Source organism: Rhodovulum visakhapatnamense, assembly GCF_004365965.1.
GTDB classification, from domain to species: Bacteria; Pseudomonadota; Alphaproteobacteria; order Rhodobacterales; family Rhodobacteraceae; genus Rhodovulum; species Rhodovulum visakhapatnamense.
The window spans coordinates 33,143-46,747 of the sequence record NZ_SOEB01000018.1; the positions used below are offsets into that span (position 1 = coordinate 33,143).

A 13,605-nucleotide genomic window follows, 5' to 3' on the forward strand; every position below is an offset into this window, starting at 1 on the left:
GGTCTGCGGCCGTCTGACGCAACGTCCGAGAAACGCCTTCTCACGCTGTTCGGCAAGGGCAATTCCGCAGGAAATGCTGTTTCCGGCGCGGTTTCTGGCAGGTACGGGCGCGGCGGCTGGCCTAACGTCGGCCCCGAACAGACCGGAGTCCCCTCATGCCCGCGCCCCTTCACCGGATCGAAACCCCCGATATCCTGCCCGAATCCGCCGATTGCGTCGTCATCGGCGCAGGCATCGTGGGCGTGTCGGCCGCCTATTGGCTGGCCGCGGCCGGACAGAAGGTCGTGCTGCTGGAAAAGGGACTGGTCGGCGCCGAACAGTCCTCGCGCAACTGGGGCTGGTGCCGCCAGCAGAACCGCGACGCGCGCGAACTGCCGCTGGCCACCAGAAGCCTCGAGCTGTGGGAGCGCATGACCGTCGAAACCGGCGTCGATCTCGGCTTCCGCCGCTCTGGGCTTCTCTATCTCTCCAACGACCCTGCCGAAATCGAGGGCTGGGCCGACTGGGGCCGCTTTGCCCGGGGCGCGGGCATCGATACCCGGATGCTGAGCGCCGCCGAAGCCGCCGAGCGCGGCGCCGCGACCGGGAAATCCTGGGCGGGCGGGGTCTGGTCGCCGACCGACGGCATCGCCGACCCGGCCCGTGCCGCCCCCATGATCGCAACCGGCGTGACGAAGCTGGGTGGCACCGTTCTGCAGAACTGCGCCGCCCGCGGGATCGAGCGCGAGGCGGGCGCGGTCAGCGGCGTCATCACCGAAAAGGGCGTGATCCGCACCCGTCAGGTGGTGCTTGCGGGCGGCGCCTGGGCCGCGAGCTTCCTGCACCAGCTTGGGCTGCGCTTTCCGCAGGCCTCGGTCCGCAGCTCGATCCTGTCGCTCGCGCCCGGCGGCGGCGATCTGCCCGCCGCGCTTCATACCGCCGCCGTCTCGGTCACCCGGCGCGGCGATGGCGGGCATACGCTGGCGATCTCGGGCAAGGCCAGTCTCGACCCGACGCCCGGCGCGCTGATGGGCGCGCGGCACTTCCTGCCGATGTTCGCCAAGCGCTGGCAGGCGCTGGCCCCGGGCGGGTTCCAGGCCTGGGCCGCAGGCGTCGAGACCCGGCGCCGCTGGGCGATGGACGCGCCCACGCCGATGGAGACGGTCCGCATCCTCGACCCGCGCCCGGCGCCGAAGCTGATCGCCGAGACGCTGACCCGCGCCCGCCGGCTGCTGCCTGCGCTGAAGGCGCTGCCGGTACAGGCCGAATGGGCGGGCTATATCGACAGCACGCCTGACGGGGTGCCGGTCATCGATGGCGAGATCGGCGTGCCGGGCCTGTTGCTGGCGGCCGGGTTTTCCGGGCATGGCTTCGGCATCGGCCCCGGTGCTGGCCATCTGGTGGCCGACATCCTGCTGGGCCGCCCGCCGATCACCGAAATCGCGCAATACCGGCTGGCGCGCTTCGATCGCGCGCAATGGGGCAAGGTGTCGGACTTCTGAGCCGGTCATCGGACGAAACGCCCGATCCCGAACTCGGCCAGCGGGGTCGCGCAAGCCCCGGTCGCGATCAGCTCGGCCATGGCATCGCCGACCCCGGGGCCAAGCTGAAAGCCGTGCCCGCAAAAGCCGAAGGCATGAAAGAGACCCGGCGTCGTGGCCGAGGCGCCCATCACCGGCAACCCGTCAGCGACATAGCCCTCGCAGCCCGACCAGGTGCGGATGATCGCGGCATCCCTCAGCGCAGGCAAAAGTCGCACGAGCGCCTGTGCCTGTCCCGGCAGCCGCGCCGGATCGGCATGGGCATGGCCGGGGTCAAGCGCCACCGGCACCCGTTCGGCCGCACCGCCGAAGACGATGTTGCCGCGCTCGACCTGCCGCAGATACCCGTTCCGGCCCGCATCCCGGGTCCAGATCCCGACCACCGGCAGCACCCGGTGCGGCAGCGGCTCGGTCACGCCCATCTGCGGGCCGAAGGCCGTCAGCGGCACCGGCTCGCCGAACCGCGCCGCGATCCCGGCGCCCCAGGCCCCGGCCGCGTTCAGCAGGACCCCGGCGCCAAAGGTGCCTTGCGCGGTGTCGACCTCGAAGCCCGCGGCGGTCTGGCGGATCTCGGCCCGCCCCGCCTCTTCGACGATCCGCACGCCCAGCGCGCGGGCGGCGGCGGCGAAGGCGGGCGCGATCAGACGCGGATTGGCCGCCCCGTCCTCGGGCGAGAACGAGGCCGCGATGGCCTCGGGCCCGACCCCCGGAAAGCGCGCGCGGATCTCTGTCGGCGACAGTTCCTGAAGGTCGAGCCCCCAGGGACGGGCGGCCTTTGCAAAGGCGCGCATGTCCGACAGGCTGTCGGTGTCGAAGATCAGCCGCAGATGGCCGGTCGCCCGAAACTCGACATCGCGGCCCAGCAATGCCTCAGCCTCGCCCCACAGCGCCCGGGCGCGATGGGCCAGCGGCAATTGCGGCAGGTAGCGCCCGGTCCGGCGGATATTGCCAAAGGACGCAATTGTTGCGCCAGTGCCGATCCGGCCGCGTTCGACCAGCGTCACCCGAACCCCGCGCCGGGCCAGGAAAAAGGCCGAGGCCGTGCCCATCAGCCCGCCGCCCAGAACCAGTGCATCCATGCTGCCGCCACCTGTCTTTGCCATCTGCAAGCTTGGCGGCGACGGGACTTTGCGTCAAAGACGGGTTCGGAATAGCCTTATAAGCCCAACGTATGGAAAGCCGATGCGCGCACGCCAGCTGGAAGTCTTTACCGCCATCATGCGGGCGGGCACCGTCACCGCCGCCGCGCGGATGCTGAACATCTCGCAACCGGCACTCAGCCAGATCCTGTTGCATACCGAGGACGAACTGGGCTTTCGGCTGTTCGACCGGATCAAGGGCCGCCTGCATCCCACGCCCGAGGCCATCGAGATCTTCCCCGAGGCCGAACGGATCTTCGCCGATCTCGAAGGGCTGCGCCGCAAGACCGCCGATCTGCGGCATGGCCGGGCCGGGCTGGTGCGGATCGCTGCCTCGACCCCGCCCGCAATGGCGGTGTTGCCCGGCGCGCTGGCCGCCTTCCGGGCGCGCCACCCCGAGATCCTGCTGCGGTCTCACATCGCGCCGCTGGCCTCGATGATCCGGATGCTGCGCGAGGGCGATGCCGGGCTGGCGCTGGCGCTTGACGACCGCCATGCCCCCGATATCGCGGCCGAGGTTCTGGGCCGCGTTGGCTTTGTCTGCCTGCTGCCTTCAGGCCATCCGCTGGCCGCGCAACACAGCCTGAGCCTTGCCGATCTGGCCGAGGCGCCGCTGATCTTCTATCGCAGCGACACCCGCCCCGCCGAAGAACTGGCCCGCGCGGCCCGCACCGGAGGCGTGACCCTGACCCCCAGTCTTGAAATCGACGTCTCGATCTCGGCCGTGGGCTTCGTGCAGGCGGGGCTTGGGCTGGCCCTTGTCGATGCGCTGCTGCCCTGGGCACAGTTTCAGGGCATTGCCGTGCGGCCGCTGGCGGCCAGCCCGACCGTGCCGCTGGCATTGCTGTCGGCCCGCAACCGCCCGCTGTCGCAGGCCGAAACCCGGCTTTGCGGCCATCTGCGCCAGACCTGCCGCGCCCTGCCCACGCTTTTGGCATAAGCCCAACTTATGCCGCCGGTCAGGATGCGTCTTGGACCGCGCCCCGGCCCTCGTGCCAGCCTGCGGCCCGACACAGCAAGGGACAGATGGCCATGGATGCAAGCGGCGCTTTGCCAGCCGACTGGAAGGTCGGCGTCGATATCGGCGGCACCTTCATCGACTTCTGCGCGCTCGAGACGCGCTCGGGCCGGGTGGCCTCGCTGAAGGTGCTGACCACGCCCGACGAGCCGGGGGCCGAGCTGATGACGGGCCTCACCCTGCTGGCCGAGCGCGAGGGGCTGGCGCCCGCCGACATCACCCGCTTCGTCCATGGCACCACGGTCGGGATCAACACGGTGATCCAGCGCAAGGGCGCGCGGCTCGCACTTGTGACCAATGCGGGCTTCGAGGACGTGATCGAACTGGCGCGCCTCAGGATGCCCGACATGTATTCGCTGTTCTGTGCGCGCCCCGATCAGCTGATCGCCCGCGACATGGTGTTCGGCATTCCCGCGCGGCTGCGGGCCGACGGGCGGGAAACCCGCGCGCCGGACATGGCCGCAGTCGCCGGGGCCGTCGCCACGGCCCGCGCCCGGGGGGCCGAGGGCATCGTCGTGGCACTGCTGCATGCCTGGCGCGATGGCGCGCAGGAGACCGCGATCAAGGCGGAAATCGAACGGCTTGCGCCCGACCTTTTCGTCTTCACCTCGTCCGAGGTCTGGCCGGTGATCCGCGAATACGAACGCACGACGACCGCAATCCTCAACGGCTATGTCCACCCGCGCGTCGCGGGCTATCTGGGCGCGCTCGAAGACCGTCTGGCCGCCCGCGGCGTGCCCGCGCGCGCGCTTCTGACCAAGTCCAATGGCGGGGTGATGAACGCCGCCGAAGGCAAGACCGCCTGCGTGAACATGCTGCTGTCGGGCACCGCCTCGGGGGTGATCGGAGCCGCCTGGCTGGCGCGGCAGGCGGGCGAGGACAAGGTGCTGACGCTCGATATCGGCGGCACCTCGGCCGATTTCGCGCTGATCGTCGACGGCGCCGCGCAATTCGGCACGGGCGAGCTGGTGGGCGAGTTTCCGTTGCACATTCCGTCGGTCTCGGTCAGCTCGATCGGGATCGGCGGCGGGTCCATCGCCTGGATCGACGATCACGGCGTGCTGCGGGTGGGGCCTGACTCGGTCGGGTCGAGCCCCGGCCCTGCCTGCTATGGGCGCGGCGGCACCAAGGCGACGGTCACCGATGCGATGGCCGTCTGCGGCTGGCTTGGCCATGCGGAAATGGCCTATGGGCAGCTCGACATGGACCCCGCGCTGGCCCGCGCGGCGGTGGGCGATCTGGCCGCGATCCTCGATCGGCCGCTGGCCGAAACGGCGCAGGCGATCCTCGATATCGCGGTTTCCGAGATGTTCGTCGAGGTCGAGAAACTGGCCTCGCGCGCGGGGGTCGACCTGCGCGAATTCACCCTGATGCCCTTCGGCGGCGGCGGCCCGATGCTGGGTGCGTTCCTGGCGCAGGAAATGGGCATCTCGCATGTGATGGCGCCGCGCCGTCCCGGCGTCGTCTCGGCGCTGGGCGGGCTGGTGGCCGATCTCAGGGGCGATTTCATCCGCACGGTCTTTGCCCTGCCCTCGCCCGAGGTCCTGCCAAGCCTTCGGGCCTCGCTGAAAGACCTGATCGCCGAAGGCTGCCAATGGCTGACCGATCAGGGCCATGATGGCGCGATCGATCTGATCCTGTCGGCCGACATGCGCTATCACGGGCAAAGCTACGAGATCGAGGTGACGCTCGACCCCGCCTGGATCGAGGCGGGCGATCTGGGCGCCATCGCGGCAACCTTTCACGCGACCCATGCCCGGATCTACGATTTCGACGACCCGACGGGCACGGTCGAGATGGTCAACCTGCGCCTGACCGCCATCGGCGCCGGTCCCGCGCTGAGCCTGCCCGAGGCCGACCCCGCAGAGGCCCCCGCGACGCCATTGAAGACCGTGCGGGTGCACACCGGCGGGGCCCTGCGAGACGTAACGCTCTATTCGCGGGACGATCTGACCCCGGGCACCGGGTTCGAAGGCCCCGCCGTCATCGTCCAGGAAGACACCACCGTCGCGATCCCGCCCGGCGCGCGGGCCCGTGTCGACCGCCACCTGAACCTTCATCTGCAGATCGAGGAGCGCGCCTGATGTTTGATCGCATGACCCTTCAGGTTCTCGCGAACCATGCCCGTGCCGCGGCGGAGAACATGGCCCATACGCTGCACCGCACCGCCCATTCCGCCTTCGTGAAAGAGACGCAGGATTTCACGGTGATGCTGATGGACCGCGCGGGTCAGACCTTTGCCGTGCCGATGGAGCTGGGTGCCACCTGGTATCCGGGGCTGACCTACGGGCGCGCCATCGACATGGTGGACGACTACCGCCCCGGCGATGTGGCCTTCACCAACGACCCCTATTCGGGCCATGTCGCGACCCACGCCCCCGACACCCATCTGTGGAAACCGATCTTCGCGGATGGCGAGATCGTCGCCTGGTCGGGCGGGCATATCCACAATACCGACATGGGCGGCGCCGTGCCCGCCTCGCTGTCGCGCGCGCTGACCGAGATCCATCAGGAGGGCCTCCGCTTTCCGCCGATGAAGCTGGTGAACGAAGGCGTCTTCGACGCGCAGATCCTGCGGATAATGTCGACCAACGTGCGCAAGCCCGATCTGAACATCGGCGACATCAGGGCGCTGGTCGGCGCGCTGAACACGGGCGAACGCAAGGTCCATGCGATGATCGCCAAGTTCGGCAAGGCGGCGTTTCTGGACGGGGTGGCGGGGCTTCTCGATCATGCCGAGGCGCAGGCCCGCGCGGTTCTGGCGGCGATGCCCGACGGGACATGGGAGTTCGCCGACTACGCCGACGAAGATTCCGAAAAGGCCAATCCCTGCCGGCTGAAGCTGCGCCTCACGATCCGGGGCGACGAGGCCATCCTCGATTTCACCGGGTCCGATCCGCAACTGGCCAGTTCGCTGAACGTGCCTTCGGGCGGCGATCCGCGCCATACGATGCTTTTGGTGGGCGTCTATTACGTCCTTTACACCCTGAACCCGCAGATCCTGCTGAACACCGGGCTCACGCGCCCCTTCACCTGCATCGCGCCCGAGGGCACGGTGCTGAACCCGGTGGCACCCGCCGCGGTCGGCATGCGGTCGCTGACCTGCGCGCGGCTGCGCTCGGTGATCTTCGGCGCCTTCTCGCAGGCGGTGCCCGACCGCCTGCCTGCAGCACCGGCGGGCAATAACTGCATCGTCAATGTGATGACGACGGACGACCGCAGCCGCCGGACCGTTATCGCGGCGGTGAACCCGGTCGTGGGCGGCGGCGGCGGCATGCCCCATCGCGACGGCACCAATGGCTCGGGCGCCGATGCGGCCTACCTGAAAAACACGCCCATCGAGATCACCGAAACCGAAACCCCGGTCGAATTCGTGAAATACGGGCTCGCGCGCGATTCCGGCGGCCCGGGGCGCTGGCGCGGCGGGCTTGCGACCGAGATGGCGTTCCGCGTCTTCGCCCCGGATACCCGCATCACCGCGCGCAACCGCGACCGGTCCTTCTTTCGCCCCTGGGGCGTGCTGGGAGGCCGGGCGGCGGGGCTGTCCGATATGGTCGTCAATCCCGGCACCCCGGACGAGAGGCGTCTGGGCAATGTCGATACCGCCGTGCTGCAACCGGGCGACGTGCTCGAGATCCGGTCGGCCGGGGGTGGCGGGCGCGGCGATCCGATGGCGCGCGAGCCCTGGCGGGTGGCCGAGGATGTGGCGCGCGGCTATGTCTCGGCCAAGGCCGCCGAACGGGACTATGGCGTCGTGCTGCGCGACGGCACGGTCGACGGCCCCGCGACGGCGGCACTCCGCGCCCGCGCCACGCCCGCGCCGGGCCATTTCCATTTCGGCCCCGAGCGCGACGGTTACGAGGCGCAATGGACGCCCGCGGCCTATGACGCGCTGACCGCGATCCTGTCGGCGCTGCCGATCCACTGGCGGTTCTTCGCCAAGACCGAGATCTTCGCGCGGATGGAGGGGCGCACCGGCGCCGAAGGGGTCGCGGCCGCGTTCGAGGCCGTCTGCACCCGCTTTCCGGAGCTGCCCCGGCCCCGCGCCGAAGCCGCCGAGGCCGCTGAATGACCGGCAGGCTCGTCCGGCTTGCGGAAAAGGGCCGCCTGCCCGTCCGCTTCACGCTGGATGGCAGCCCCTTTCAGGCGCTGGCGGGGGATACGGTTCTGACGGCGGTGCTGACATCGGCGCGAAGCCTGCGCGCGGGCGATGCAGGCCCCGAACGGCGCGCGGGCTTCTGCCTGATGGGCGCCTGTCAGGATTGCTGGATCTGGCAGGAAGACGGGCCGCGTCTGCGTGCCTGCTCGACACCGGTCGCGCCGGGCATGCGGCTTCTGTCGCAGCCGCCGGAAAGCTGGCCATGACCAGGGTCGTCATCGTCGGTGCGGGCCCCGCGGGCATCCGCGCGGCCGAAACGCTGGCCCAAGCCGGGCTTTGCCCTGTCGTGATCGACGAGGGCGCGCGCGCGGGCGGCCAGATCTACCGCCGCCCGCCCGAGGGCTTCACCCGCCCGCCCACCAGCCTTTATGGCAGCGAGGCCGCCAAGGCCGTCGCGCTGCACGGCTGTTTCGACGGGCTGGTCGCCCAGGGCCGGATCGACCATCGCCCCGAAAGCTCGGTCGTGGCGATCCGGGACGGGGTGCTGCATGTCCTCGGGCCAGTCGGGCTTTTGCCCTGCCCCTTCGACCGGCTGATCCTTGCGACCGGCGCGACCGACCGGCTGGCCCCGGTGCCCGGCTGGCAGGCGCCCGGTGTCTTTTCGCTGGGCGCCGCGCAGATCGCGCTGAAGGCCCAGGGCGTGGCGCTGGGGCGGCGGATCGTGCTGGCCGGTAGCGGGCCGCTTCTGACGCTGGTCGCGGCACAGCTGCAGGCGGCCGGCGCCGGGGTCGCCGCCGTTCTCGACACCGCGCCGCTTGGGGCTCAGGCCCGGGCGCTGCCTCTGCTGGCGGCCCGGCCCGTCGTCACGCTGCGGGGGCTGGCGATGCGGGCCCGGCTCGGGCGGCTTTACCGCGCGGGCGTCACGCTTGAGCGGATCGAGGCCGATGGCGATGGCCCGACCGCGCTCTACTGGCGCGATGCGCGCGGACGGGCGCGGGAGACCCCTTGCGATGCAGTCGCGCTTGGCTGGCATCTGCGCTCTGAAACCCATCTGGCCGAACTGGCGGGCGCGCGCCTTGTCCACGATCCGCTCTGGTCGCAATGGCGGCCCGGGGCCGACCCGATGGGCCGGGCGGGTGCCGGGCTTTATCTCGCGGGCGACGGGCTCTGCCTGCTTGGCGCCGACGGTGCCGAGATCGCCGGGCGGCTGGCCGCCATCGCCTGCCTTCAGGATCTGGGCCTGCCCCACCCCGCCCCCGATCTGCGCCGCCTCAGGCGCCTGCACCGCTTTGCAACCGGCCTCGCGCGGGCCTTTCCCTACCCCGCCGCCGGGGTCGCGGCGCTGCCCGACAGCGCCGTCATCTGCCGCTGCGAGGGCATTACCGCGGGCGCGCTGCGCGAAAGCGCCGCCCATGGCGGGGCCGAGGCCAACCGGGTCAAGTCGCTGTCGCGGGGGGGCATGGGCCGCTGTCAGGGCCGCTATTGCCAGATCGCGGTGACCGAGATCCTGGCCGCCGCCACCGGGATCGCTCCGGCCGAGGCGGGGCGGATGCGGGCCCAGGCCCCGGCGCGGCCGCTGCCGGTCTCGGCCTGCCTGGCCGATCCTGCCCCATCGCAGACGATCCTGCCATCCGGGCGGCGCTGACAGCGGAATATGCTGCGCGCCCCGGCGCTTCGGCAGGAAGATACGGGGGCCATCGGCTAGGATCGGCCCAAGATCACAGCGGAGGAGCCATGTCGCTCAGTTTCGACCCGGCACGCCTGTCCCTGCCGGAGGGCCATTTCATCGGCGGGCGCTATCTGCCCGGCCCCGACGCCATCGAGATCCGCGCGCCCTCGGACGGCCGCATCCTTGGCGCGATCCCGCAGGCCGATGCCGAGACCGTCGACCGCGCGGTCGAGGCCGCCCGCTCAGCGCTCGGCCGTTCGGGCTGGGGCGATCTGCCCCCGCGCGACCGGGTCCGGGCGCTGCAGGCCTGGGCCGATCTGATCGAGGCCGAGGCCGAGGACCTGGCCCGGATCGAGGCCGTGGCCTCGTCCCGGCCGATTGCCGAGGCGGTGCCGGGCGATGTCGCGATCCTGGCCGAACAGATCCGCTTTTTCGCCGAATTCGCCGACAAGGAGGGCGGCAGCCTGGTGCCGACCGGCGCCGGGCGGATGGGGATGATCGCGTCCGAACCCTATGGCGTGGTCGGCGCCATCACGCCCTGGAACTTCCCGCTGTCGATGGCGGGCTGGAAGCTTGGCCCGGCGCTGGCCGCGGGCAATGCGGTGGTGCTGAAACCCTCCGAGATGACGCCGTTCTCGACGCTGCGCCTGGCCGAGCTGTCGGTGCGCGCGGGCCTGCCGGAGGGGCTGATCAACATCGTGCTCGGCGACGGGCCGAACACCGGCGCGGCGCTGGTCGCCCATCCCGGCATCGCCAAGGTGTCGTTCACCGGCTCGACCCGGGCGGGCGCCGCGATCATGGAGAACATCGTGCGCAGCGGCATCAAGCCGATGACGCTGGAACTGGGCGGCAAGTCGCCGCAACTGGTCTTTGCCGATGCCGATCTGGACCTTGCCGCCGACTGCATCCTGCGCGGCATCACCGCCAATGCCGGGCAGGTCTGCGTCGCCGGATCGCGCCTGATCGCCGAAGCCTCGGTGGCCGAGGCGTTGACGGCGAAGATCGCCGCGAAGATGGCCGGGATCGTTCCCGGCCCGACCTGGGAGGCGGCCACCGGCTATTCGCCGATCATCTCGGAGGCGCAGTTGTCGCGCATCGACAGCCTCGTGCAGGCCGCCCGGGCCGGTGGTGCCGAGGTGCTGTGCGGCGGCAACCGGCTCGACCGGCCGGGCAGCTTCTATGCGCCCACGATCCTGACCGGGCTTGGCGCGGACTCGCCCGCCATCACCGAAGAGATCTTCGGCCCGGTCCTGACCGTCGAAACCTTCAAGACCGAGGACGAGGCGCTGGCCCTGGCCCGCCATCCGACCTATGGGCTCTGTTCGGGGGTCTTCACCCGCGATCTGTCGCGCGCGCTGCGGATGACCCGCGCGATCGAGGCGGGCACGGTCTGGGTCAACCGCTATGGCCGGTCGCGCGACCATATCCTGCCCACCGGGGGCTGGAAATCCTCAGGCCTCGGCAAGGATCTGGGCCGCGAGGCCTATCTGGCCAACCGGCGCCAGAAATCCGTTCTGATCGACCTTTGAGCCGCGCTTTTCAGGAGACGACCATGACCACTCACAAGATCGCCCTGATCCCCGGCGACGGAATCGGCGTCGACGTGACCGATGCCGCGATCGAGATCGCCACCGCCGCCGCCCGGCGCTTCGGCTTCACGCTGGCGACCGAGACCTTCCCCTGGTCCTGCGACCACTACCTGGCCACGGGGCGGATGATGCCCGAGGACGGGATCGAGACGCTGCGCGGCTTCGACGCGATCTATCTGGGCGCGGTCGGCTGGCCCGCCACGGTGCCGGATTCCGTCTCGCTGCACGGGCTTTTGCTGCCGATCCGCAAGGCCTTCGCGCAATATGCCAATATCCGGCCGCACCGGCTGCTGAAGGGCGTCGAGGGGCCGCTGAGATCGGACGGCTTCGACATTCTCTGCATCCGCGAAAATACCGAGGGCGAATATTCCGGCGCGGGCGGGCGCGTGCATCAGGGCACGCCCGGCGAGGTCGCGATCCAGACCTCGGTCTTCACCCGGATGGGCGTCGAACGCATCCTGCGCTTTGGCTTCGAACAGGCGCGCGCGCGGCGCGGGCACCTGACCTCGGTGACGAAGTCGAACGCCCAGCAGTATTCGATGGTCTTCTGGGACGAGGTCACCCGCGAGGTCGCGGCCGACTATCCGGACGTGAGCGTCGAACCCATGCATATCGACGCGATGGCCGCGCGGATGGTGATGGCGCCCGAAAGCCTTGACGTGATCGTCGCCTCGAACCTCTTCGGCGACATCCTGACCGACCTGGGGGCGGCCATTCAGGGGGGCCTGGGCTTTGCGGCCTCGGCCAATATCAACCCCGACCGCAGCGCGCCCTCGATGTTCGAGCCCGTGCACGGCTCGGCCCCCGATATCGCAGGCAAGGACATCGCCAACCCCATTGCCGCGATCTGGTCGGCGGCGATGATGCTCGATCATCTGGGCGAGGCCGAGGCCGCCGCCGCGATCCTTGCCGCCATCGAGGCCGCCACGGCGCAAGGCATCGGCACCCGGCCCGGCAGCCATTCCACATCCGCGATCACCCAAGCCGTCAAGGCGGCGCTGGAGGCCTGAGATGACCCTGAACGATCCCGAACTTTTCCGCGAGGCCGCGCTGATCGGCGGCCAGTGGACCGCCCGCGCCGACATGGCGGTGACCGATCCCGCGACGGGGGCCACCATCGGCCACATGCCCGATTGCACCGCCGCCGAGACCGAGGCCGCCATTGCCGCCGCCGCGGCCGCCATGGGACCCTGGAAGGCCCGCAGCCATGCCGAACGCGCCGATCTGCTGATGGCCTGGTACGACCTGATGCGCGCCCATGAGGCCGATCTGGCCCGGATCCTGACCGCCGAGCAGGGCAAGCCACTGGCCGAGGCCCTGGGCGAGATCCGCTATGGCGCCAGCTTCGTGCGCTGGTTCGCGGAAGAAGCGCGCCGGATCAATGGCGGCATCATCCCCTCGCCCACGCCCGACAAGCGCATCCTGACCCTCAAGGAACCCGTGGGCGTCTGCGCCATCATCACGCCCTGGAACTTCCCCAACGCGATGATCACCCGCAAGGTCGCCCCGGCGCTGGCCGCGGGCTGCACCGTGGTCATCAAGCCCTCGGACTTCACCCCCTATTCGGCGCTGGCGCTTGGGGTTCTGGCAGACCGCGCGGGCATCCCCGCGGGCGTCATCAACATTCTGACCGGCCGCCCCGAAGAGATCGGCGCGACGCTGACCGGGTCCCCCATCGTGCGCAAGCTGTCCTTCACCGGCTCGACCCGGGTGGGGTCTCTGCTGATGGAGCAATGCGCGCCCACGGTGAAACGCCTCAGCCTGGAACTGGGCGGCAACGCGCCTTTCATCGTCTTCGACGACGCCGATCTCGACGCGGCGGTCGAGGGCGCGATGGCCTCGAAATTCCGCAATGGCGGGCAGACCTGCGTCTGTTCGAACCGGATCCTCGTGCAGGCGGGCATTCACGACGCCTTCGTCGGGAAACTGGCGGCCCGGGTCGCGGCGCTGAAGGTGGGGGCGGGCACCGAGGACGGCACCCAGATCGGCCCGATGATCAACGCCGCCGCCATCGCCAAGATCGAGGCCCATGTGGCCGACGCGCTGGCGAAGGGCGCAACCCGCGCGACGCCCGCCCGCGATCTGCCGCCGCAATTCGCCGATCCGGTGGTCCTGACCGGCGCCACGACCGCGATGCGGCTGGCCTCGGAGGAAACCTTCGGCCCGGTGGCGCCCATCTTCCGCTTTAAGACCGAGGCCGAGGCGCTGGCCATCGCCAATGGCACGCCCTACGGGCTGGCCGCCTATTTCTACACCCGCGATCTGGCCCGCGCCTTCCGGGTCGGCGAGGCGCTCGAATTCGGGCTCGTCGGGCTCAATACCGGCGCGGTCAGCCACGAGGTCTCGCCCTTCGGCGGCGTCAAGACCTCGGGGCTCGGGCGCGAAGGCGCCCAGGCCGGGATCGAGGAATACCTTGAAACCAAAGCCTTCCATCTGGGCGGCCTGCTCTGATCGAGGCAGGGGCGCGCCCTCCGGCGCGCCCTTTCCGGGGCCCGGCGACAGAGCCCCGGCGCGGTTAATTCTTATTTCGGATGTGAGGGATAGGCAGGGATTCGTGCAAAAGAGTGAGCC

Annotated in this window: 10 protein-coding genes; 9 read left to right on the plus strand and 1 reads right to left on the minus strand. The window is 70.4% G+C overall.

Features of this window, described 5'->3' with window-relative positions; translation table 11 throughout:
- Nucleotides 1-155 precede the first annotated feature (155 nt).
- The gene (locus EV657_RS15130) at nt 156-1,481 is read left to right on the plus strand and encodes an NAD(P)/FAD-dependent oxidoreductase (RefSeq protein ID WP_075784526.1); all 1,326 of its coding nucleotides are present in this window, start codon (nt 156-158) and stop codon (nt 1,479-1,481) included.
- 5 nt (nt 1,482-1,486) lie between these two features.
- On the opposite strand, the gene EV657_RS15135 is transcribed toward EV657_RS15130, so the two are convergent.
- Complete coding sequence (locus EV657_RS15135) at nt 1,487-2,599, minus strand: NAD(P)/FAD-dependent oxidoreductase (protein WP_134078678.1); 1,113 nt, start codon at nt 2,597-2,599, stop codon at nt 1,487-1,489.
- Between the two features lie 103 nt (nt 2,600-2,702).
- On the opposite strand from EV657_RS15135, the gene EV657_RS15140 reads away from it, so the two are divergent.
- The 8 genes from EV657_RS15140 to EV657_RS15175 all read left to right on the plus strand — a co-directional run bounded on the left by EV657_RS15140 (nt 2,703) and on the right by EV657_RS15175 (nt 13,485).
- The gene (locus tag EV657_RS15140; protein WP_113670973.1) at nt 2,703-3,599 is read left to right on the plus strand and encodes a LysR family transcriptional regulator; all 897 of its coding nucleotides are present in this window, start codon (nt 2,703-2,705) and stop codon (nt 3,597-3,599) included.
- Nucleotides 3,600-3,685: 86 nt separating this feature from the next.
- Nucleotides 3,686-5,761: a hydantoinase/oxoprolinase family protein gene (locus EV657_RS15145; RefSeq protein ID WP_134078679.1), complete on the plus strand. Its 2,076-nt coding sequence runs from the start codon at nt 3,686-3,688 to the stop codon at nt 5,759-5,761.
- A complete protein-coding gene (locus EV657_RS15150; protein ID WP_075784530.1) occupies nt 5,761-7,749 on the plus strand; it encodes a hydantoinase B/oxoprolinase family protein in 1,989 nt (662 codons plus the stop codon). Before EV657_RS15145 ends, EV657_RS15150 begins: the two co-directional genes overlap by 1 nt.
- On the plus strand, nt 7,746-8,042 hold the full coding sequence (locus EV657_RS15155; protein WP_134078681.1) for a (2Fe-2S)-binding protein: 297 nt from the start codon (nt 7,746-7,748) through the stop codon (nt 8,040-8,042). The genes EV657_RS15150 and EV657_RS15155 overlap by 4 nt, the downstream gene beginning before the upstream one ends.
- Nucleotides 8,039-9,421: an NAD(P)/FAD-dependent oxidoreductase gene (locus tag EV657_RS15160; RefSeq protein ID WP_134078683.1), complete on the plus strand. Its 1,383-nt coding sequence runs from the start codon at nt 8,039-8,041 to the stop codon at nt 9,419-9,421. The genes EV657_RS15155 and EV657_RS15160 overlap by 4 nt, the downstream gene beginning before the upstream one ends.
- Nucleotides 9,422-9,510: 89 nt before the next feature.
- Nucleotides 9,511-10,974, plus strand: a complete 1,464-nt coding sequence (locus EV657_RS15165; RefSeq protein WP_134078684.1) for an aldehyde dehydrogenase family protein — start codon at nt 9,511-9,513, stop codon at nt 10,972-10,974.
- A 23-nt stretch (nt 10,975-10,997) separates the two neighbouring features.
- Nucleotides 10,998-12,044 (plus strand): tartrate dehydrogenase, encoded by a 1,047-nt coding sequence (locus tag EV657_RS15170; protein ID WP_134078686.1) that lies wholly within the window; start codon nt 10,998-11,000, stop codon nt 12,042-12,044.
- Nucleotide 12,045: 1 nt separating this feature from the next.
- Nucleotides 12,046-13,485, plus strand: a complete 1,440-nt coding sequence (locus EV657_RS15175; protein WP_134078687.1) for an NAD-dependent succinate-semialdehyde dehydrogenase — start codon at nt 12,046-12,048, stop codon at nt 13,483-13,485.
- The last annotated feature ends 120 nt before the right edge of the window (nt 13,486-13,605 follow it).

Excerpts from the sequence above, each read along its gene's own strand:
- EV657_RS15130 (WP_075784526.1), top strand. The coding sequence starts at position 156 with ATGCCCGCGCCCCTTCACCGGATCGAAACCCCCGATATCCTGCCCGAA.
- EV657_RS15135 (WP_134078678.1), bottom strand. The coding sequence starts at position 2,599 with ATGGATGCACTGGTTCTGGGCGGCGGGCTGATGGGCACGGCCTCGGCC.
- EV657_RS15140 (WP_113670973.1), top strand. The coding sequence starts at position 2,703 with ATGCGCGCACGCCAGCTGGAAGTCTTTACCGCCATCATGCGGGCGGGC.
- EV657_RS15145 (WP_134078679.1), top strand. The coding sequence starts at position 3,686 with ATGGCCATGGATGCAAGCGGCGCTTTGCCAGCCGACTGGAAGGTCGGC.
- EV657_RS15150 (WP_075784530.1), top strand. The coding sequence starts at position 5,761 with ATGTTTGATCGCATGACCCTTCAGGTTCTCGCGAACCATGCCCGTGCC.
- EV657_RS15155 (WP_134078681.1), top strand. The coding sequence starts at position 7,746 with ATGACCGGCAGGCTCGTCCGGCTTGCGGAAAAGGGCCGCCTGCCCGTC.
- EV657_RS15160 (WP_134078683.1), top strand. The coding sequence starts at position 8,039 with ATGACCAGGGTCGTCATCGTCGGTGCGGGCCCCGCGGGCATCCGCGCG.
- EV657_RS15165 (WP_134078684.1), top strand. The coding sequence starts at position 9,511 with ATGTCGCTCAGTTTCGACCCGGCACGCCTGTCCCTGCCGGAGGGCCAT.
- EV657_RS15170 (WP_134078686.1), top strand. The coding sequence starts at position 10,998 with ATGACCACTCACAAGATCGCCCTGATCCCCGGCGACGGAATCGGCGTC.
- EV657_RS15175 (WP_134078687.1), top strand. The coding sequence starts at position 12,046 with ATGACCCTGAACGATCCCGAACTTTTCCGCGAGGCCGCGCTGATCGGC.